Raw genomic sequence first — 18,277 nt, forward strand, 5'->3', positions numbered from 1 at the left:
TTGCAGTACAAAGGAAAGCTTTTTGTAAGTAAAAAAAGCAGAGATCCACGCCGCTTGAATTTCTTGTTATAAAAAAAAGACCCCCAACCAAATGGTTGAGAGCCTTTTGAAACGTAAAATTAACGTTTTGAGAACTGAGGTGCACGACGAGCGCCTTTAAGACCGTATTTTTTACGTTCTTTCATACGAGCGTCACGAGTTAATAGTCCAGCACGCTTAAGTGTAGGACGGAATTCTGGATCAGCTTGAAGCAATGCACGAGAGATCCCGTGACGGATTGCGCCTGCTTGACCAGTGTACCCACCACCATTAACATTTACATGAATGTCATAGCTGCTTACTGTTTCAGTAGCAACAAGTGGCTGCTTTACAACTTCACGAAGAGCTGCAAATGGGATGTAGTCAGTGATTTCACGACCATTGATGATGATGTTTCCGTCGCCTGGAACTAAACGAACACGTGCAACGGAGCTTTTACGACGACCAGTACCAATATATTGAACCTGTGCCAAGATAATAACCTCCCTTTAAAAATTATCCACGAAGTTCGTAAACTTCAGGTTGTTGAGCTTGGTGCGGATGCTCGCTACCAGCATATACATTTAACTTCTTGAAAATTTGACGGCCAAGAGAGTTCTTTGGAAGCATGCCTTTGATTGCAAGCTCTAACATTCTCTCAGGGTAGTTCGTACGCATTTCAAGAGCAGTTCTAGACTTTAATCCGCCTGGGTGCATGCTGTGACGGTAGTAAATCTTGTCAGTTAGCTTTTTACCAGTTAAGTGGATTTTTGAAGCATTGATAATAATTACATGATCACCTGTGTCAACATGCGGTGTGAAAGTTGGTTTATGTTTACCACGTAGGATTGATGCAACTTCACTAGAAAGACGACCTAAAGTTTGTCCTTCAGCATCAATCACGTACCATTTACGTTCGATATTATTTGAATTCGCCATAAACGTTGTACGCATCGATATTCCCTCCTAATAATTCCATTATTCATTCGTTTTTTGGTTTCATATATCACACAATAAGTTCCGGGGCTTATCGTGGGTTTAATAACAATACCATATGCTATAATATAACTTTGGGAGAACAATGTCAAGAAAATGTTACACCTGGATTAGTTGTTTTAGAAAACTTTTTTAGAAGAATAGCGCAAGCGCCTTGCTCAGCCCCGACAAGCTTAAGACGAGCCAGGCAGAAGGTCGTTCTTTGACCTTTTGACTGGCTTGGCTTAAGACCTCGAGGGGCTAGGCGCTGGAGCTGGACATTGTTCTAAGTCCAAAAATTTTATGCTTGCTTATCTTTATATATAAATCCCATCACAACGCTACCTAGCGGTTCTCTCTACTATTTTCCTTCATTCTCATAAAAAACTTTCCATAAATACAATCCTTGCGGAGGTGCTGTTTTTCCCGCTTTGGTGCGGTCTTTTGCTGCAAGAATTGCCGGTATTTCATCTGCCGGCAGCTGTCCATTTCCAACCGCCAGCAAGGTGCCTGTTAAAATTCTGACCATATTATATAAAAAGCCATTCCCTTTAAAGCTGAAAATCAGCAGATCTCCGTCTTCCTTTACATCAATCGAGGTAATTCTGCGCACTTTATCTTCCACTTCTGTTTTAGCTGAACAAAAACTTGTAAAATCAAATTCACCGATTAAGAATGGGATCGCCTTCCTAATTGCTGACACATCCAGCTTGTATGGATATAACGATGCATAGTTACGCTGAAACGGATCTCTCTGCGCCCTTCTCTGGACAAAATAGCGATACTCCTTGCCACTTGTATCAAAACGGGCATGAAAGGTGTCAGACGTCCATTCTGTGCGTGTGACGGCAACATCAGCCGGCAGCAGCGCATTAAGTGCAATCGTCCATCTATCTTCCGGGATTTCCAGCGGAGTATCAAAGTGGATGACCTGTCCTTTTGCATGTACCCCGGCATCGGTACGGCCGGATGCTGTTATTTTCACTTCAGCTCCTTTATGAAGCTTAGTCAATGCGTCTTCGATCACCCGCTGCACTGTACGTTTGCCCGGCTGCACCTGGTAGCCGGCAAAACTAGTGCCATCATATGAAACTGTACATTTCATTCTTTTCATGAATATCAAGCTCCATTATGTTCTCAGCAGGATTAAAATGACTGTTAGAGCTGCCAGCAGAAGCAGCATCATTGTATCCGTCATTCTCCAGCTTAGCTGTCTATATTTTGTTCTTCCTTCACCGCCGCGATAGCCTCGTGCCTCCATGGCGGTAGCAAGCTCCTCCGCTCTCTTAAAAGAGCTGACGAACAAGGGAATCAATAGAGGAATCACTGCTTTTACTCTCTCCTTAATTGGACCGCCAGAAAAATCAACACCACGTGCGGTTTGCGCTTTCATGATTTTATCAGTCTCTCCCATAAGGGTTGGAATAAACCGGAGAGAAATCGACATCATTAAGGCCAACTCATGAACCGGAAACTTCACCTTTTTAAGAGGACCTAACAGTGTTTCAAGACCGTCCGTTATTTCTATCGGTGTGGTCGTTAGCGTTAAAATTGAAGTCATTAGGATTAACAAAAAGAAACGCAATGAGATGAAAATCCCTTGTCTAAGTCCCTCTTCATAAATGGTAATCGGTCCAAGCTCAAAAATGACGGCACCTTCCCGTGTTAGAAACAAATGCAGCATCAGCGTGAAAATAACAAGCAGAAAGACCGGTTTTAATCCTGCTATAATAAATCGCACTGGCACTTTTGATAACAGGATCATAGCAAATGTATAGATAATGAGTGCAGCATACGTATAGACATTATTAGCAATAAAGACAACACAGACAAACAAAAAAATGAGAATTAGCTTTGAGCGGGGGTCCATCCGATGGATAATAGATTGTGCCGGGACATAGCGCCCAAAAATCATTTTTTCCATCATAAAGAATCTCCTCCCTTCAAAAGCTTCATTGCTTCTTCAGCGAGATCTTCCATAGATAAGCACGTCTTCGCAAACTTTCTTCCAAATGCAGACTCCAGCTTATGCTGCAGCTTCACAACCTCAGGAACATCGAGTCCCAGTTCCAGCAGCCTTTCTGGATTTGAAAAAATTTCTGAAGGCGTTCCCTTCCTCTCGACCTTGCCATTATGCATAATGACAATTTGATCGGCGTAGCGGGAAGCATCCTCCATACTATGTGTCACAAGCACAGTAGAAAGGTTTCTTTCACGGTGAAGGGAGGCGAACATATTCATGATTTCCTGTCTTCCTCTTGGATCAAGACCCGCTGTTGGCTCATCAAGAACAATGACAGCCGGCTCCATTGCCAGTACACCGGCAATCGCAACACGACGCATTTGCCCGCCAGAAAGCTCAAAAGGCGACTTTAATAAGATTTCTTCTGACAATCCTACCTGCTGGATTGCTCGGCGGGCTCTCGCCTTTGCCTCCTGTTCGGATACACCAAAGTTCATGGGACCAAAGCAAATATCTTTTTCAACGGTTTCTTCAAAAAGCTGATGCTCTGGAAATTGAAAAACAATGCCTACCCTTTGACGCACATGTTTCAAGTTTTTCTGTTTTTTATTTGGTGTGATGGTTGTCTCACCAATCTTTACAGAACCTTTTGTTGGTTTAATCAGCGCATTCAAGTGCTGCAGTACGGTTGATTTCCCTGAGCCTGTATGACCAATGAGCGCTAAAAAAGTACCTGCCGGCAAATCAATTGAAACATCTTCAATCGCAAGCCGTTCAAACGGTGTATTTGCCTGATAGCGGTATTCTACATTTTGGAGTGTGATGTCCATAACTCATTCACCAACTCCTCTTCTGTTAAATGATACTTCGTCAAAGGTATTCCTTTTTCCTTAAACAACTTGCTCATCTTAACTGGAAAAGGAATATCAAGCCCCAGCTGTACAAGCTCTTCATCCATTTGAAAGATTTCAGCAGGCGAGCCTTCTCTGTACAGTTTCCCTTTGTTCATGACAATGATCCGGTCCGCTTTGGCAGCTTCCTCTAGATCATGTGTGATTGAAATAACAGTCATCTGATGATCCTGTTTAAGTTCTCTGACAGTATCCAAAACTTCCTCCCGGCCTCGAGGGTCAAGCATGGAGGTTGCTTCGTCCAAAATGATCAGATTGGGTCTCAGCGCTATGACACCTGCTATGGCTACTCGCTGCTTCTGACCGCCTGATAAATGGTGCGGCTCTTGATCAAGAAACTGGTCCATTTTGACCTTTTCAAGTGAATGTAAAACACGATCCACCATCTCTTCTCTTGCCACTCCATGATTTTCTAAACCAAAAGCCACATCATCCTGCACAGTTGTTCCTACAAACTGATTATCTGGATTTTGAAAAACCATGCCAATTTTTTTGCGGATTTCCCAAACGGTATCCTCTGAAAGCAGCATGCCATCTACAGAAATCGTTCCCTCCTGTGCATATTGCAGCCCATTTAACAGCTTGGCCAATGTTGATTTACCCGAACCATTATGACCAACAATAGCAAGCCATTCTCCTTCATATATAGAAAAAGATACTCCTTTTAAGGCATAATCTGCCTCCTCATCATATCGAAAAGAAATATCCTGTAAACGGACAAGTTCATTCATCCAAATACGCTCCTCTCAGCCTTTCTAATCTCTTCTATTCTCAGCTATCCTCGCTTGTTGCATGACAAGTTCTGATAAGAGCTCGCCATAGCTGTATACGTATGGTAGTTACAGTATACAAAAACAACTTTATTAGCAAATACATAATTTATTAAAACAAAAAACCCGCCAACTTGGCGAGCTTGAATAGTAAGACTATAGCATATTTAAGCTTGTACTTCACATAGTAACAGTATCTACATGAATTTCTAAGCGTGTAGAATCATGCTGCCTCCCTATTTAAAGCTCATGATGCAGCTACATTAAGTCTTTGCTTACAATTAAAATAAAGCCTGCATCCCCTCCAAAACAGGCCATCCTGTTTGTCCGCTAAAGCTATAAGGAGGAGATGCAACGAGCTAGACGAGTCGCGAAAGAAAGAATTAAACAAGCTATATACCAAGTTTAACTTTAAGAGCTATTTATAAGCCCTGCTGCTATCTTTATTTTTTACAGTAGCTTACAAAAGTAAGCTACACACACGCTCATCATAACACTCAGATTGGCTTATTGCTGGGCTTAGCAATATCAGGAAGCAAGCCCATTTACAAAAAGGGGGCAAAGAACAAGTTTGTACTTAAACTGTCCAGCGCCCCACTTGTTGTTGTGCGTCGAGCAGCTCAGTCAGGAGACTAAGTCTGTTCATTCGCTAAGGTTTTATTATACTAACTCGATGATTACCATTGGAGCACCGTCACCGCGGCGAGGTCCAAGTTTCATAATACGAGTGTATCCGCCTTGACGCTCTTCGTAACGAGAAGCAACATCGCTGAATAATTTTTGAACAGCATCTTGGTTCTCTTCAGCATTTGCAACTTCATTACGGATAAAAGCAGCAGCTTGACGACGTGCGTGAAGGTCACCACGTTTACCAAGAGTGATCATTTTTTCAACAACTGAACGAAGTTCTTTTGCACGAGCTTCTGTTGTTTCAATACGCTCATTGATGATTAAGTCTGTTGCTAAGTCACGTAGCATCGCTTTACGCTGAGCACTAGTACGTCCTAACTTTCTGTATCCCATGAGAGTTTCCCTCCTTTGTTGAAGTCATTCCCCGAGCTGTAAAAACTTGCTTATTGATCAATCGTCTTTACGCAAGCCTAAACCAAGCTCTTCTAATTTATGTTTCACTTCTTCAAGTGATTTTCTTCCTAAGTTACGAACCTTCATCATATCTTCTTCAGTCTTGTTAGCCAATTCCTGAACAGTGTTGATGCCTGCACGCTTTAGGCAGTTATAAGAACGAACAGAAAGATCAAGTTCTTCAATAGTCATTTCAAGTACTTTTTCTTTTTGATCTTCTTCTTTTTCAACCATGATTTCAGCATTTTGTGCTTCATCAGTTAAACCGACAAAGATATTTAAATGCTCAGTTAAGATCTTCGCTCCAAGTGCAACCGCATCTTGAGGACCTGTACTTCCGTCAGTCCAAACATCGAATGTTAACTTATCATAGTTAGTCATTTGCCCTACACGTGTATTCTCTACTTGATAGGAGACACGAGCAACTGGTGTATAGATCGAATCAATCGGAATAACACCGATCGGCTGATCTTCGCGTTTGTTTTGGACAGCAGGCGTATAGCCTCTTCCGCGTTTTGCAGTCAAGCGCATGTGTAAATGGCCGTTTGAACCAAGTGTAGCGATATGAAGATCTGGATTCAGAATCTCTACATCACTGTCATGCGTGACATCCGCTGCTGTAACAACACCCTCGCCTTGCACATCAATTTCAAGTGTTTTTTCTTCATCGGAGTAGATTTTCAGTGCTAGCTTCTTAATGTTTAAAATGATAGATGTTACATCTTCTACGACGCCTTCAATTGTTGAGAACTCATGAAGTACCCCATCAATTTGGATCGATGTGACAGCGGCACCTGGGAGTGAGGATAAAAGAATACGACGTAAGGAGTTACCCAGAGTTGTACCATATCCACGCTCTAGTGGCTCTACGACGAACTTCCCGTACTTGGCATCATCGCTGATCTCAACCGTTTCGATTTTTGGTTTTTCTATTTCGATCATCAAAATATACCCTCCTTCAAAACGTCGAAACCCCGGCTAGTTTTTTCTAACCGAAATTCCCCCATGTATACGTTCCCGTTTTGTGCACAACAACTGGAATAATTATTCTGTATAAAAACGAAAATTGTATCATATCCCATTATAGACAAGGATACAAAATCTATACAGTAAAATTATACACGGCGGCGTTTTGGTGGACGACATCCGTTATGCGGAACAGGAGTTACGTCTCTAATTGCAGTAACTTCAAGTCCTGCAGCTTGAAGAGCACGAATAGCTGCTTCACGACCTGCACCAGGTCCTTTAACAGTTACCTCTAAAGATTTCATACCATGCTCCATGGAAGTTTTAGCTGCTGTTTCAGCTGCCATTTGTGCTGCGAAAGGAGTAGATTTACGAGAACCTCTGAACCCTAAAGCTCCAGCACTTGACCAAGAAAGAGCATTTCCATGTGCATCTGTAATAGTTACGATTGTGTTATTGAAAGTAGAACGGATATGTGCAATACCAGTTTCAATATTCTTTTTGACACGGCGTTTACGTGTATTAGTTTTACGAGCCATTTAAAGTACCTCCTTTACAGATTATTTCTTCTTGTTCGCTACAGTCTTACGAGGACCTTTGCGTGTACGTGCGTTGTTTTTCGTGTTTTGTCCACGAACAGGTAATCCACGACGGTGACGAAGACCGCGGTAGCTTCCGATTTCCATTAAACGTTTGATGTTAAGTGAAATTTCACGACGAAGATCACCTTCAACTTTTAATTTGTCGATTTGCTCACGGATTTTGTTTAATTCATCTTCTGTTAGATCGCGAACGCGAGTGTCTTCAGATACACCAGCTTCAGCAAGAATCTTTGAAGAAGTATTTCTACCAATACCATAGATATAAGTTAATGAGATAACCACACGTTTCTCACGTGGTACATCTACACCAGCAATACGTGCCATTTATACGCGCACCTCCTTGTTATTAACCTTGTTTTTGTTTGTGTTTAGGGTTTTCACAGATAACCATTACTTTGCCGCGTCTGCGGATGACTTTGCACTTTTCGCAGATCGGCTTAACTGATGGTCTTACTTTCATTATCCTAACCTCCTTAATAGTACGGAGCGCAATGATTACTTAAAGCGATATGTGATTCTTCCACGAGTTAAATCATATGGAGAAAGCTCAACAGTTACTTTATCTCCAGGTAAGATACGGATGAAGTGCATACGAATTTTACCGGACACATGAGCTAACACTGTATGACCATTTTCTAATTCTACCTTAAACATTGCATTTGGCAAAGTATCAACTACTGTGCCTTCTATCTCGATTACATCGTCTTTTGCCATCGAACGCGTCTCCCTTCTTAATCAAAATACGAAATCTTAAATGCTTAGATTAACCTAAGACATTAGCTTTTCTTTGTAAAACTACGCGGTCAGGTTTCTAAAAGATCTGCTCCAAACCTGAAGAGTTACTAAATTATTGTCCTGCTTATGGCTGCCGATTAAATTCAGCACAACCAATCAACAACCTTATAATTATAGCATACTGACTATGTTTACGTCTTGTAAAAAGAGAAAATTCTTTTTGCACGCAAATTGTCCAGAATTTTTTCATGAAACCTTATGTCTAAATGACTGTTAGAATTTCATAACCTGTTTCTGTGATTGCTATTGTATGCTCAAAATGAGCACACCTAGACCCATCAACCGTAACAACGGTCCACTGGTCAGCCAGCGTTTTCACATAGCGGCTTCCGGCGTTTACCATCGGTTCGACAGCAAGTACCATGCCCGGTTTTAAACGAGGTCCTTTATTCGGGGGACCATAATGTGGAATTTGCGGCTCCTCATGTAAGTCTTGCCCTATCCCATGCCCGACATACTCACGTACAATAGAAAAACCATTTGATTCCGCAAATGTTTGAATCGCATGAGAGATGTTCGATAACCGTTCTCCTGGAATCGCTTCTTTAAGGCCTGTATATAATGACTGCTCCGTTACGTCTAATAAGCGTTTCGTATCATCATCAATGCGGCCGACAGCATACGTCCAGGCAGAATCACCATGATAACCGTTATATTTGGCGCCAATATCGATGCTGATAATATCGCCATTTTTTAAGACCCGATCACCAGGAATACCATGAACAAGTTCATCATTTACTGAAGCACATATACTTCCTGTAAACCCGTTATAGCCTTTAAATGACGGAAATGCATCATGCTTTTTTATAAAGCTTTCAGCAATTCTATCAAGCTCTTTCGTAGTTATTCCAGGGGCAATATGCTTTTTCAGTTCCTCGTGCGTCAGTGCAACAATTCTTCCGGCTTCACGCATAATCGCAATTTCTCGCTCGGTTTTGCAAATAATCATTTAGACAAATCTCCGAGTAGAACATCAATATCAGAAAATACTTTACCGATCTCTTGCTGGCCATCAATATTGCGTAAATAGCCTTTAGATTCATAAAAACCAAGTAATGGTTTTGTTTGTTTAATATTAACATCAAGGCGATTTTTCACAGTTTCTTCATTATCATCTGCACGTTGATATAATTCTCCGCCACAACGGTCGCAAACGCCTTCCTTAGCAGGAGGATTAAATACAAGATGATAAGTAGCTCCGCAGCTTTTGCAGATTCTGCGGCCAGTGAGGCGCTCCATCAAGATCTCTTGATCTACATCAATATTAATAACATAGTCCATTGTTTTGTTTAGCTCAGAAAGGATGTTTTCAAGTGCTTCAGCTTGAGGTACCGTTCTTGGAAACCCATCAAGCAAAAACCCTTTTTCACAGTCTGATTCGCTTAAACGCTCGCGTACAATGCCGATCGTAACTTCATCAGGAACGAGTTCGCCTTTGTCCATGAACGATTTAGCTTGCAGGCCTAGTTCCGTTTCTCCTTTAATGGCTGCGCGGAACATATCTCCTGTGGAAATATGAGGGATGCCGTATTTTTGTACAATTTTCTCTGCTTGTGTACCTTTTCCGGCACCAGGGAGCCCCATTAATACTAGATTCAAGTGAATTCCCCCTAGTCTGAAAATGGTTATAGGGAACACAAGTCCCCTTTAACCAAATTATTTTATAAAGCCTTTATAATGACGCTTAACAAGCTGTGACTCAAGCTGCTTCATTGTATCAAGTGCAACACCGACAACAATTAGTAAGCTTGTTCCTCCAATTTGCGCTGATTCTGGTAATCCTGCGATATTAATGAAAAACATCGGCACAATCGAAATCGCGGTAAGGAATAATGCACCAACAAATGTTAAACGGTAGAGAACGCGTGTTAAGTATTCCTGCGTATTTTTACCTGGTCTGATACCTGGTACATAACCGCCCTGCTTCTTTAAGTTCTCAGAGACTTGCTCTGGGTTAACTTGAATGAAAGCATAGAAATACGTAAATGCAATAATCAGCGCACTATAGATTACCATACCAATTGGCTCTGTGTAATCAAATACAGTGATTATCCAGTCTGTAACACTATTTGACTCAAAGAAGCCCGCAATTGTTCTTGGCGTAACAATAAATGATACAGCGAAGATTACTGGAATAACTCCAGCTGCGTTAACTTTCAATGGCAAATGTGTGTTTTGCATACCAGCAGAAGCATTGCCTGCTGATACCCGTTTTGCATATTGCACAGGAATTTTCCTTAAAGCCTGTTGGATGAAAATTGTACCAACGATTATAGCAATAACTGCAATAAGGATCAGCACCATTGTAATGATGCGAAGGAATAATTGGTCACCCGCATTTTCAAATTGCTGTGCATAGATCTGATTGACGATATTTGGAATACCAGCAACGATCCCAGCAAAAATGATAATGGAAATTCCGTTTCCTACTCCCTTTTCAGTAATTTGCTCGCCCAGCCACATTAAAAATGCAGTTCCAGCGGTCAATACTGTTGCAATAAGCAGGTAAGAAGCTATACCAGTATTCTCAATTAGCATACCGCCTGCCAGGTTGTTAAACCCATAAGACATACCAAGAGCCTGGATAAATCCAAGCACGATAGTAAAATAGCGAGTAAACTGTGCTAACTTACGGCGCCCAACATCTCCTTGCTTAGACCATTCCGTAAATTTAGGCACAACATCCATTTGCAGAAGCTGCACAATGATTGATGCTGTGATATACGGCATGATCCCCATAGCAAGAATAGAGAAGTTTAGAAGTGCACCGCCGCCAAATGTATTAAGCACACCAAATACATTTAGTGAATCCTGTGCTTGCAGTACATCGGCATTCACACCTGGCACAGGTATGAACGTACCGATGCGAAAAACAATCAGCATTAAAAGGGTGAATATAATCTTGTTTCTTATATCACCCACGCGCATAAAATTGGAGATTGTCTTAAACATTAAATCACCTCTGTTTGACCGCCGGCAGCTTCAATAGCTTCCTTTGCAGCAGAGGAGAATTTATGAGCTTTAACTGTAAGCTTTTTCTCAACTTTGCCTTTAGCAAGAATTTTAATTCCTGCTCTTTCTTTGCTGACTACACCAGTTTCGATTAGAAGCTCTGGTGAGACCACAGTTCCGTCTTCGAAGCGGTTTAGGGCGTCAAGGTTTACAACAGCATAATCTTTACGATTGATGTTTGTAAATCCGCGTTTTGGCAAGCGTTGGAATAAAGGTGTTTGACCACCCTCAAAACCAGGACGTACACCGCCGCCTGAACGTGCGTTTTGACCTTTATGACCTTTACCAGCAGTTTTACCATTACCAGAACCGATTCCGCGACCTTTACGCTTACGTTCTTGACGAGAACCTTCTGCAGGTTTTAATTCATGAAGTTTCATGTTGGCACCTCCTTATTTTATAGAAGAGTGATAATTAGTTTTCTTTTACCGTAACAAGGTGAGCTACCTTATTGATCATACCGCGGATTGCTGCATTATCCTGGTGCTCAACTGTTTGGTGCATTTTACGCAAGCCAAGGGCTTTAACTGTTTCGCGTTGGTCCTGCGGGCGGCCAATCACGCTGCGAGTGAGGGTCACTTCTAGTTTATTCGCCATCTGATTTCCCTCCTTATCCTAACAGTTCTTCTACTGATTTACCACGTAGTTTTGCTACGTCTTCAGCACGTTTTAATTGGTTCAGTCCGTCCAATGTAGCGCGAACCATGTTAATTGGTGTGTTTGTTCCTAGAGATTTAGAAAGGATATCGCCAACACCAGCTAACTCAAGAACCGCACGGACAGGACCACCAGCGATAACTCCAGTACCTTCATATGCAGGTTTTAGAAGAATTTCGCCAGCACCGAAATGACCGATTACTTGGTGAGGAATTGTAGTTCCAACCATAGGTACTTCGATTAGGTTTTTCTTCGCATCTTCAATTGCTTTACGGATAGCTTCCGGTACCTCTTGTGCTTTACCAGTTCCAAAGCCAACGTGACCGTTTTTGTCACCTACTACTACAAGAGCAGAGAATCTAAAACGACGTCCACCTTTAACAACCTTCGCAACACGGTTAACCGTAACTACGCGCTCTTCAAGTTCAAGTTTGTTTGGATCAATACGACGCATCTTTTTGTGTCCCTCCTTTGTCTATTAAAATTCCAACCCGTTTTCGCGTGCAGCATCAGCTAATGCTTTTACGCGGCCATGATAGAGGTATCCTCCACGGTCGAATACTACAGAATTAACTCCTTTTTCAACAGCGCGTTTCGCAACTAGTTCTCCAACTTTAACAGCTGCATCAACATTGCTTGTAGAATCAAGGTTAACATCTTTATCAAGTGATGACGCACTTGCAATCGTTACTTTGTTTACATCATCAATTAATTGAGCGTAAATGTGTTTATTTGAACGAAACACATTTAAACGAGGACGAACCGCAGTTCCAGAAAGCTTTGCACGAACACGTGCGTGTCTTTTTTTACGAACTGCATTTTTATCAGCCTTCGTAATCATTTCGGTCACTCCTTTCGTTTACCTAAGCGGCATTACTTACCTGTTTTACCTTCTTTACGGCGCACATATTCGCCTTCATAACGGATCCCTTTACCTTTGTAAGGCTCTGGAGGACGAACGTCACGGATGTTAGCTGCTAAAGCACCAACACGTTCTTTGTTAGTTCCTTTAACGATAACTTTTGTATTAGATGGTACTTCGATTTCAAGACCTTCTTCAGGCTCGATTTCTACAGGGTGAGAATAACCAACGTTTAACACAAGCTTTTTCCCTTGTTTTTGAGCACGGTAACCGACACCGATAAGCTCTAAACCTCTTTCAAAGCCTTTGGAAACTCCCTCAACCATGTTAGCGATCAATGCACGAGTAGTTCCGTGAAGAGCACGGTGCTCTTTTGATTCAGTTGGACGAACAACGTTAATGATGTTCTCTTCCACTTTCACTTCGATATCAGGGTTAAATGAACGGGAAAGTTCACCTTTAGGACCTTTAACTGTTACTGTTGCTCCATCAATTGTAATTGTTACGCCAGATGGAATTTCGATTGGCTTTTTACCTATACGAGACATTTATTGCACCTCCATTCATTAAGAAACTCTATTACCAAACGTATGCTAGTACTTCTCCGCCAACTTGTTTAGCGCGAGCTTCTTTATCTGTAAGAACTCCTTGAGAAGTAGAAACTAGTGCGATACCTAAACCGTTAAGTACACGAGGTACTTCATCAGCTTTTGCGTATACACGAAGACCAGGCTTACTGATACGCTTAAGACCAGTAATAACGCGCTCGTTGTTTGCACCGTATTTTAAGAAAATGCGGATAATGCCTTGCTTATTGTCTTCGATAAACTCAACATCACGCACGAATCCTTCACGCTTAAGGATTTCAGCAACTTCTTTCTTGATATTAGAAGCAGGAACTTCTAATTTTTCGTGACGAACCATATTCGCATTACGGATGCGAGTAAGCAAATCTGCAATTGGATCTGTCATGACCATTGTTTTTACCTCCTTCCCAACTTTGGGTTTTACCAGCTAGCTTTTTTCACACCAGGTATTTGACCTTTATATGCTAATTCACGGAAACAAATACGACAAAGCTTAAATTTACGGTATACAGAATGTGGACGGCCGCAACGCTCGCAGCGTGTATATTCTTGTACCTTGTATTTAGGCGTGCGTTTTTGCTTCGCAATCATTGACTTTTTAGCCACGTTTTCGCCTCCCTCTATTTAGCGATTACTTTTGGAATGGCATTCCAAATTGAGTTAAAAGTTCACGAGCTTCTTCATCAGTATTAGCTGTAGTTACGATAACGATATCCATACCACGAACTTTGCTTACTTTATCGTAATCAATCTCAGGGAAGATTAATTGTTCTTTCACACCAAGAGTGTAGTTTCCACGGCCGTCAAAAGACTTTTTAGAAATACCGCGGAAGTCACGTACACGTGGAAGAGAAACCGATACTAATTTATCAAAGAATTCGTACATACGCTCACCGCGTAGTGTAACTTTAGCACCGATCGGCATGCCTTCACGAAGACGGAAGCCAGCGATTGATTTCTTCGCACGAGTCACAAGTGGTTTCTGTCCAGTGATTTGTGCTAGTTCTTCAACAGCATTATCTAATGCTTTTGAGTTAGAAACTGCATCACCGACACCCATGTTGACAACGATTTTTTCAAGCTTTGGAACTTGCATTACTGAACTATAGTTGAACTTGCTCATTAGAGCAGGTGTAATTTCTTTACTGTGTTTTTCTTTTAGGCGGTTCATTCATAGTACCTCCCTTCTTCTATTAACTATTTATCTAGAACTTCACCGGATTTTTTTGCTACACGTACTTTTTTGCCATCAACCGTCTTGTAGCCTACACGAGTTGGTTCACCAGACTTAGGGTCAACAGGCATAACGTTTGATACATGAACAGGTGCCTCTTGGCTGATGATTCCGCCTTGCGGATTCACTTGGGATGGCTTAGCGTGTTTCTTAACAACGTTTACTCCTTCAACTAGCACTCGGCTTTGTTTAGGGAAAGCTGCTAGGATAACACCAGTCTTGCCTTTATCCTTACCAGAGATGACCATAACTTTATCACCTTTTTTTACATGCATCTGTGCGCACCTCCTTAAAGGCAATTTGATTTAGATTTATAATACTTCTGGAGCTAATGAAACAATTTTCATGAAGTTGTTGTCACGAAGTTCACGCGCAACAGGTCCGAAAATACGAGTACCACGAGGACCTTTATCATCACGAATAATCACACATGCGTTTTCATCAAAACGAATGTAAGTACCGTCATTACGGCGAACACCGCTTTTTGTTCTAACAACTACAGCTTTAACAACGTCACCTTTTTTAACAACGCCACCTGGTGTTGCTTGTTTCACTGTACAAACGATGACATCACCAATGTTTGCAGTTTTACGGCCTGAACCGCCAAGAACTTTGATAGTTAGTACTTCACGAGCACCAGAGTTGTCAGCAACTTTTAAACGTGATTCTTGTTGAATCATGTGTGTAACCTCCCTTCGGGATCAGACTCCCTACCGAACAATTAGATAATAACTGCTTTCTCAACAACTTCTACTAGACGGAAGCGTTTAGTCGCAGATAGTGGACGAGTTTCCATAATACGAACGATATCGCCAATTTTTGCTTCGTTTTGCTCATCATGAGCTTTAAACTTTTTAGAGTACTTAACGCGTTTACCATAAAGAGCATGCTTTTTATATGTTTCAACCAAAACAGTAACAGTCTTATCCATTTTGTCAGAAACCACACGTCCAGTGTAAACTTTGCGTTGGTTGCGTTCACTCATTGTGCGAACCTCCTCTCAATATCACTTGCTAAAACCAATTTCTCTTTCACGGATAACAGTTTTCATACGAGCGATCGCCTTGCGAACTTCACGAATGCGAGCTGTATTTTCCAGTTGTCCAGTCGCCAATTGAAAGCGAAGGTTAAAAAGCTCTTCTTTTAAAGATTTCACTTTTTGTTCAATTTCTGCAGTGGTAAGGTCACGAATTTCATTAGCTTTCACTTGATTCACCACCAATTTCTTCTCGTTTTACAAACTTACATTTTACAGGAAGTTTGTGTGATGCAAGGCGAAGTGCTTCACGAGCGATCTCTTCAGAAACACCAGCGATTTCAAACATGATTTTTCCAGGTTTAACAACAGCTACCCAGCCTTCTGGAGCACCTTTACCAGAACCCATTCGGACTTCTAGAGGCTTTGCAGTATAAGGCTTATGTGGGAAGATTTTAATCCAAACTTTACCGCCACGTTTCATGTAACGAGTCATTGCGATACGTGCAGATTCGATTTGACGGTTAGTGATCCAAGAAGCTTCTAATGCTTGTAGACCATATTCACCGAATGTTACTTCAGTTCCGCCCTTTGCTTGACCGCGCATTTTCCCACGGTGTACACGACGATATTTGACGCGCTTTGGTACTAACATATTAGTTGCCTCCTTCCGCAGTTTTCTTCTTTGCTGGAAGGACCTCTCCACGATAGATCCATACTTTTACGCCTAATTTACCGTAAGTAGTATCTGCTTCTGCTGTAGCATAGTCGATATCAGCACGAAGTGTATGAAGTGGAACTGTTCCTTCACTGTATGATTCAGAACGAGCAATATCAGCACCGCCAAGACGACCAGATACCATTGTTTTGATACCTTTAGCGCCAGCGCGCATAGCACGTTGAATTGTTTGTTTTTGAGCACGACGGAATGATACGCGGTTTTCTAATTGACGAGCAATGTTTTCCGCAACCAATTTCGCATCGATGTCAGCTTTTTTGATTTCAAGAATGTTGATATGAACACGTTTGCCAGTAAGTGAGTTAAGAGACTTACGAAGCGCTTCAACTTCAGTACCACCTTTACCAATTACCATACCTGGCTTAGCAGTGTGGACAGTGATGTTCAAGCGGTTAGCAGCACGTTCGATTTCTACTTTAGAAACAGAAGCATCCTTTAAGCGCTTAGTGATATACTCACGCACTTTTAGGTCTTCGTGTAAAAGATCAGCATAGTCTTTGCCTGCATACCATTTAGATTCCCAATCACGAATAACTCCGATACGCAAACCGACTGGATTTACTTTTTGACCCACTGATTATCCCTCCTTCTTTTCTGATAAAACGATAGTGATGTGGCTAGTGCGCTTGTTAATTGCGCTTGCACGACCCATTGCACGAGGACGGAAACGTTTTAAAGTTGGTCCTTCGTCAACGAATGCTTGAGCTACTACTAAATTGTTTACGTCCATTTCGTAGTTATGCTCAGCGTTTGCCAATGCAGATTTTAGTACTTTTTCTATGATTGGAGAAGCTGCTTTTGGAGTCAGATTAAGAATCGCTACCGCTTCACCAACTTGCTTTCCTCGAATTAAATCTACGACTAAACGAGCTTTACGAGGAGCAATACGAACTGTTCTTGCAACAGCTTTAGCTTGCATTTGAATGCCCTCCTCTCATTAACGTCTTGTTTTCTTATCATCATTGCCATGGCCTTTGTATGCACGAGTTGGAGCGAATTCTCCAAGCTTGTGTCCTACCATGTCTTCTGTGATATATACAGGCACATGTTTACGACCATCATATACTGCAATAGTATGTCCGATGAATTGCGGGAAGATCGTAGAACGACGAGACCAAGTTTTTGTAACAGATTTGCTTTCGGTTTCGTTAAGCTTTTCGATCTTTGTCATTAAATGTTCGTCAACAAAAGGTCCTTTTTTTAAGCTGCGACCCATGATTGAACCTCCCTTCGTGATTGTTCTACGGCCCTGTACTGGAACCGTAGTTCAATCCCGTTATTTTTTACGGCGACGCACGATAAATTTATCTGATTTGTTGTTTTTCTTACGAGTTTTGAATCCAAGAGTCGGTTTGCCCCAAGGAGTCATTGGAGACTTACGTCCGATTGGTGCACGACCTTCACCACCACCGTGTGGGTGATCGTTAGGGTTCATTACAGATCCACGAACTGTAGGACGCTTGCCTAACCAACGTGAACGACCTGCTTTACCAATGTTAATAAGCTCATGCTGCTCATTACCAACTTGACCGATTGTAGCACGGCAAGTAGCAAGAATCATACGAACCTCACCAGAGTTTAAACGTACTAATACGTATTTGCCTTCTTTACCAAGCACTTGTGCACTTGTTCCAGCAGAACGTACTAATTGTCCGCCTTTACCAGGTTTTAATTCGATATTGTGGATTACAGAACCCACAGGAATATTTGAAAGTGGTAATGCGTTACCCACCTTGATATCTGCTTCAGGACCAGACATTACTTCCATACCCACTTCTAAATTCTTAGGAGCTAGGATGTAACGCTTTTCTCCATCAACATAGTTAATTAATGCAATGTTTGCTGAACGGTTTGGATCATACTCGATTGTAGCAACGCGGCCTGGAATGCCATCTTTGTTGCGTTTAAAATCGATTAGACGATATTGACGCTTATGACCGCCACCTTGATGACGAACTGTCAACTTACCTTGGTTGTTACGACCACCTTTACGCTTAATAGGAGCAAGTAAAGATTTTTCCGGTTTATTTGTTGTGATTTCAGCGAAATCAGAAACCGTCATGCCGCGACGACCATTAGAGGTAGGTTTATACTTTTTAATCGCCATTTCGTTTCCCTCCTCTTCTA

32 protein-coding genes are annotated in these 18,277 nt (G+C 41.7%); all 32 read right to left on the reverse strand.

The features are described 5' to 3' along the window. Positions 1-119: 119 nt before the first annotated feature. Positions 120-512: a 30S ribosomal protein S9 gene (gene rpsI / locus F7732_RS20695; protein WP_066441499.1), complete on the reverse strand. Its 393-nt coding sequence runs from the start codon at positions 510-512 to the stop codon at positions 120-122. 22 nt (positions 513-534) lie between these two features. Beyond that, positions 535-972, reverse strand: coding sequence for a 50S ribosomal protein L13 (gene rplM, locus F7732_RS20700; RefSeq protein ID WP_066441500.1), 438 nt, complete (start codon positions 970-972; stop codon positions 535-537). Between the two features lie 382 nt (positions 973-1,354). Continuing rightward, positions 1,355-2,107: a tRNA pseudouridine(38-40) synthase TruA gene (gene truA, locus F7732_RS20705; RefSeq protein WP_151575956.1), complete on the reverse strand. Its 753-nt coding sequence runs from the start codon at positions 2,105-2,107 to the stop codon at positions 1,355-1,357. 15 nt (positions 2,108-2,122) lie between these two features. Further along, a complete protein-coding gene (locus tag F7732_RS20710; RefSeq protein WP_151575957.1) occupies positions 2,123-2,920 on the reverse strand; it encodes an energy-coupling factor transporter transmembrane component T family protein in 798 nt (265 codons plus the stop codon). Continuing rightward, positions 2,917-3,786 carry an energy-coupling factor ABC transporter ATP-binding protein gene (locus F7732_RS20715; protein WP_151575958.1) on the reverse strand — a complete coding sequence of 290 codons (870 nt, stop codon included), beginning with the start codon at positions 3,784-3,786 and terminating at the stop codon, positions 2,917-2,919. Before F7732_RS20715 ends, F7732_RS20710 begins: the two co-directional genes overlap by 4 nt. Continuing rightward, positions 3,762-4,598, reverse strand: a complete 837-nt coding sequence (locus F7732_RS20720; RefSeq protein WP_151575959.1) for an energy-coupling factor ABC transporter ATP-binding protein — start codon at positions 4,596-4,598, stop codon at positions 3,762-3,764. Before F7732_RS20720 ends, F7732_RS20715 begins: the two co-directional genes overlap by 25 nt. Before the next feature lie 699 nt (positions 4,599-5,297). Beyond that, on the reverse strand, positions 5,298-5,660 hold the full coding sequence (rplQ, locus tag F7732_RS20725; RefSeq protein ID WP_066441511.1) for a 50S ribosomal protein L17: 363 nt from the start codon (positions 5,658-5,660) through the stop codon (positions 5,298-5,300). Between the two features lie 57 nt (positions 5,661-5,717). Beyond that, positions 5,718-6,662, reverse strand: coding sequence for a DNA-directed RNA polymerase subunit alpha (locus F7732_RS20730; protein ID WP_066441514.1), 945 nt, complete (start codon positions 6,660-6,662; stop codon positions 5,718-5,720). A 173-nt stretch (positions 6,663-6,835) separates the two neighbouring features. After that, positions 6,836-7,225: a 30S ribosomal protein S11 gene (gene rpsK / locus F7732_RS20735; protein ID WP_151575960.1), complete on the reverse strand. Its 390-nt coding sequence runs from the start codon at positions 7,223-7,225 to the stop codon at positions 6,836-6,838. Between the two features lie 21 nt (positions 7,226-7,246). Next, positions 7,247-7,612, reverse strand: a complete 366-nt coding sequence (gene rpsM / locus F7732_RS20740; protein WP_066441520.1) for a 30S ribosomal protein S13 — start codon at positions 7,610-7,612, stop codon at positions 7,247-7,249. A 22-nt stretch (positions 7,613-7,634) separates the two neighbouring features. Beyond that, positions 7,635-7,748, reverse strand: a complete 114-nt coding sequence (rpmJ, locus tag F7732_RS20745; protein WP_000868344.1) for a 50S ribosomal protein L36 — start codon at positions 7,746-7,748, stop codon at positions 7,635-7,637. 35 nt (positions 7,749-7,783) lie between these two features. Then, complete coding sequence (gene infA / locus F7732_RS20750) at positions 7,784-8,002, reverse strand: translation initiation factor IF-1 (RefSeq protein WP_009336604.1); 219 nt, start codon at positions 8,000-8,002, stop codon at positions 7,784-7,786. A gap of 283 nt (positions 8,003-8,285) precedes the next feature. Beyond that, positions 8,286-9,032: a type I methionyl aminopeptidase gene (gene map / locus F7732_RS20755; RefSeq protein WP_066441523.1), complete on the reverse strand. Its 747-nt coding sequence runs from the start codon at positions 9,030-9,032 to the stop codon at positions 8,286-8,288. Then, positions 9,029-9,682 carry an adenylate kinase gene (locus tag F7732_RS20760; protein WP_066441526.1) on the reverse strand — a complete coding sequence of 218 codons (654 nt, stop codon included), beginning with the start codon at positions 9,680-9,682 and terminating at the stop codon, positions 9,029-9,031. Before F7732_RS20760 ends, map begins: the two co-directional genes overlap by 4 nt. Before the next feature lie 57 nt (positions 9,683-9,739). Then, positions 9,740-11,035 (reverse strand): preprotein translocase subunit SecY, encoded by a 1,296-nt coding sequence (gene secY, locus F7732_RS20765; RefSeq protein WP_151575961.1) that lies wholly within the window; start codon positions 11,033-11,035, stop codon positions 9,740-9,742. After that, the gene (gene rplO / locus F7732_RS20770) at positions 11,035-11,475 is read right to left on the reverse strand and encodes a 50S ribosomal protein L15 (protein ID WP_066441530.1); all 441 of its coding nucleotides are present in this window, start codon (positions 11,473-11,475) and stop codon (positions 11,035-11,037) included. Before rplO ends, secY begins: the two co-directional genes overlap by 1 nt. 34 nt (positions 11,476-11,509) lie before the next feature. After that, positions 11,510-11,692 carry a 50S ribosomal protein L30 gene (rpmD, locus tag F7732_RS20775; RefSeq protein ID WP_066441532.1) on the reverse strand — a complete coding sequence of 61 codons (183 nt, stop codon included), beginning with the start codon at positions 11,690-11,692 and terminating at the stop codon, positions 11,510-11,512. A 13-nt stretch (positions 11,693-11,705) separates the two neighbouring features. Then, positions 11,706-12,206: a 30S ribosomal protein S5 gene (gene rpsE, locus F7732_RS20780; protein ID WP_066441535.1), complete on the reverse strand. Its 501-nt coding sequence runs from the start codon at positions 12,204-12,206 to the stop codon at positions 11,706-11,708. A 24-nt stretch (positions 12,207-12,230) separates the two neighbouring features. Then, positions 12,231-12,593, reverse strand: a complete 363-nt coding sequence (gene rplR / locus F7732_RS20785) for a 50S ribosomal protein L18 (RefSeq protein ID WP_066441536.1) — start codon at positions 12,591-12,593, stop codon at positions 12,231-12,233. 32 nt (positions 12,594-12,625) lie between these two features. Continuing rightward, a complete protein-coding gene (rplF, locus tag F7732_RS20790) occupies positions 12,626-13,162 on the reverse strand; it encodes a 50S ribosomal protein L6 (protein ID WP_151575962.1) in 537 nt (178 codons plus the stop codon). Positions 13,163-13,193: 31 nt separating this feature from the next. Beyond that, on the reverse strand, positions 13,194-13,592 hold the full coding sequence (rpsH, locus tag F7732_RS20795) for a 30S ribosomal protein S8 (protein ID WP_066441538.1): 399 nt from the start codon (positions 13,590-13,592) through the stop codon (positions 13,194-13,196). 29 nt (positions 13,593-13,621) lie between these two features. Continuing rightward, entirely contained in the window at positions 13,622-13,807 is a 186-nt protein-coding gene (rpsN, locus tag F7732_RS20800; RefSeq protein ID WP_009499044.1) for a 30S ribosomal protein S14, read from the reverse strand. Positions 13,808-13,832: 25 nt separating this feature from the next. Continuing rightward, positions 13,833-14,372: a 50S ribosomal protein L5 gene (rplE, locus tag F7732_RS20805; protein ID WP_151575963.1), complete on the reverse strand. Its 540-nt coding sequence runs from the start codon at positions 14,370-14,372 to the stop codon at positions 13,833-13,835. Positions 14,373-14,398: 26 nt separating this feature from the next. Continuing rightward, entirely contained in the window at positions 14,399-14,710 is a 312-nt protein-coding gene (gene rplX / locus F7732_RS20810) for a 50S ribosomal protein L24 (protein WP_066441552.1), read from the reverse strand. A gap of 36 nt (positions 14,711-14,746) precedes the next feature. After that, positions 14,747-15,115, reverse strand: coding sequence for a 50S ribosomal protein L14 (rplN, locus tag F7732_RS20815; RefSeq protein WP_066441555.1), 369 nt, complete (start codon positions 15,113-15,115; stop codon positions 14,747-14,749). 41 nt (positions 15,116-15,156) lie between these two features. Further along, on the reverse strand, positions 15,157-15,420 hold the full coding sequence (gene rpsQ / locus F7732_RS20820; RefSeq protein WP_066441558.1) for a 30S ribosomal protein S17: 264 nt from the start codon (positions 15,418-15,420) through the stop codon (positions 15,157-15,159). A gap of 21 nt (positions 15,421-15,441) precedes the next feature. Beyond that, positions 15,442-15,642, reverse strand: a complete 201-nt coding sequence (rpmC, locus tag F7732_RS20825; RefSeq protein WP_009336588.1) for a 50S ribosomal protein L29 — start codon at positions 15,640-15,642, stop codon at positions 15,442-15,444. Continuing rightward, positions 15,632-16,066 (reverse strand): 50S ribosomal protein L16, encoded by a 435-nt coding sequence (rplP, locus tag F7732_RS20830; protein WP_066441560.1) that lies wholly within the window; start codon positions 16,064-16,066, stop codon positions 15,632-15,634. Before rplP ends, rpmC begins: the two co-directional genes overlap by 11 nt. Before the next feature lies 1 nt (position 16,067). Next, on the reverse strand, positions 16,068-16,724 hold the full coding sequence (gene rpsC, locus F7732_RS20835) for a 30S ribosomal protein S3 (protein WP_066441563.1): 657 nt from the start codon (positions 16,722-16,724) through the stop codon (positions 16,068-16,070). Between the two features lie 3 nt (positions 16,725-16,727). Then, entirely contained in the window at positions 16,728-17,069 is a 342-nt protein-coding gene (rplV, locus tag F7732_RS20840; protein WP_151575964.1) for a 50S ribosomal protein L22, read from the reverse strand. Positions 17,070-17,087: 18 nt separating this feature from the next. Continuing rightward, complete coding sequence (rpsS, locus tag F7732_RS20845) at positions 17,088-17,366, reverse strand: 30S ribosomal protein S19 (RefSeq protein WP_066441566.1); 279 nt, start codon at positions 17,364-17,366, stop codon at positions 17,088-17,090. 60 nt (positions 17,367-17,426) lie between these two features. Beyond that, the gene (rplB, locus tag F7732_RS20850; protein ID WP_066441571.1) at positions 17,427-18,257 is read right to left on the reverse strand and encodes a 50S ribosomal protein L2; all 831 of its coding nucleotides are present in this window, start codon (positions 18,255-18,257) and stop codon (positions 17,427-17,429) included. Positions 18,258-18,277: the final 20 nt, after the last annotated feature.

It is taken from the genome of Bacillus mesophilum (genome assembly GCF_008923265.1).
Taxonomy (GTDB): domain Bacteria; phylum Bacillota; class Bacilli; order Bacillales; family Cytobacillaceae; genus Cytobacillus; species Cytobacillus mesophilum.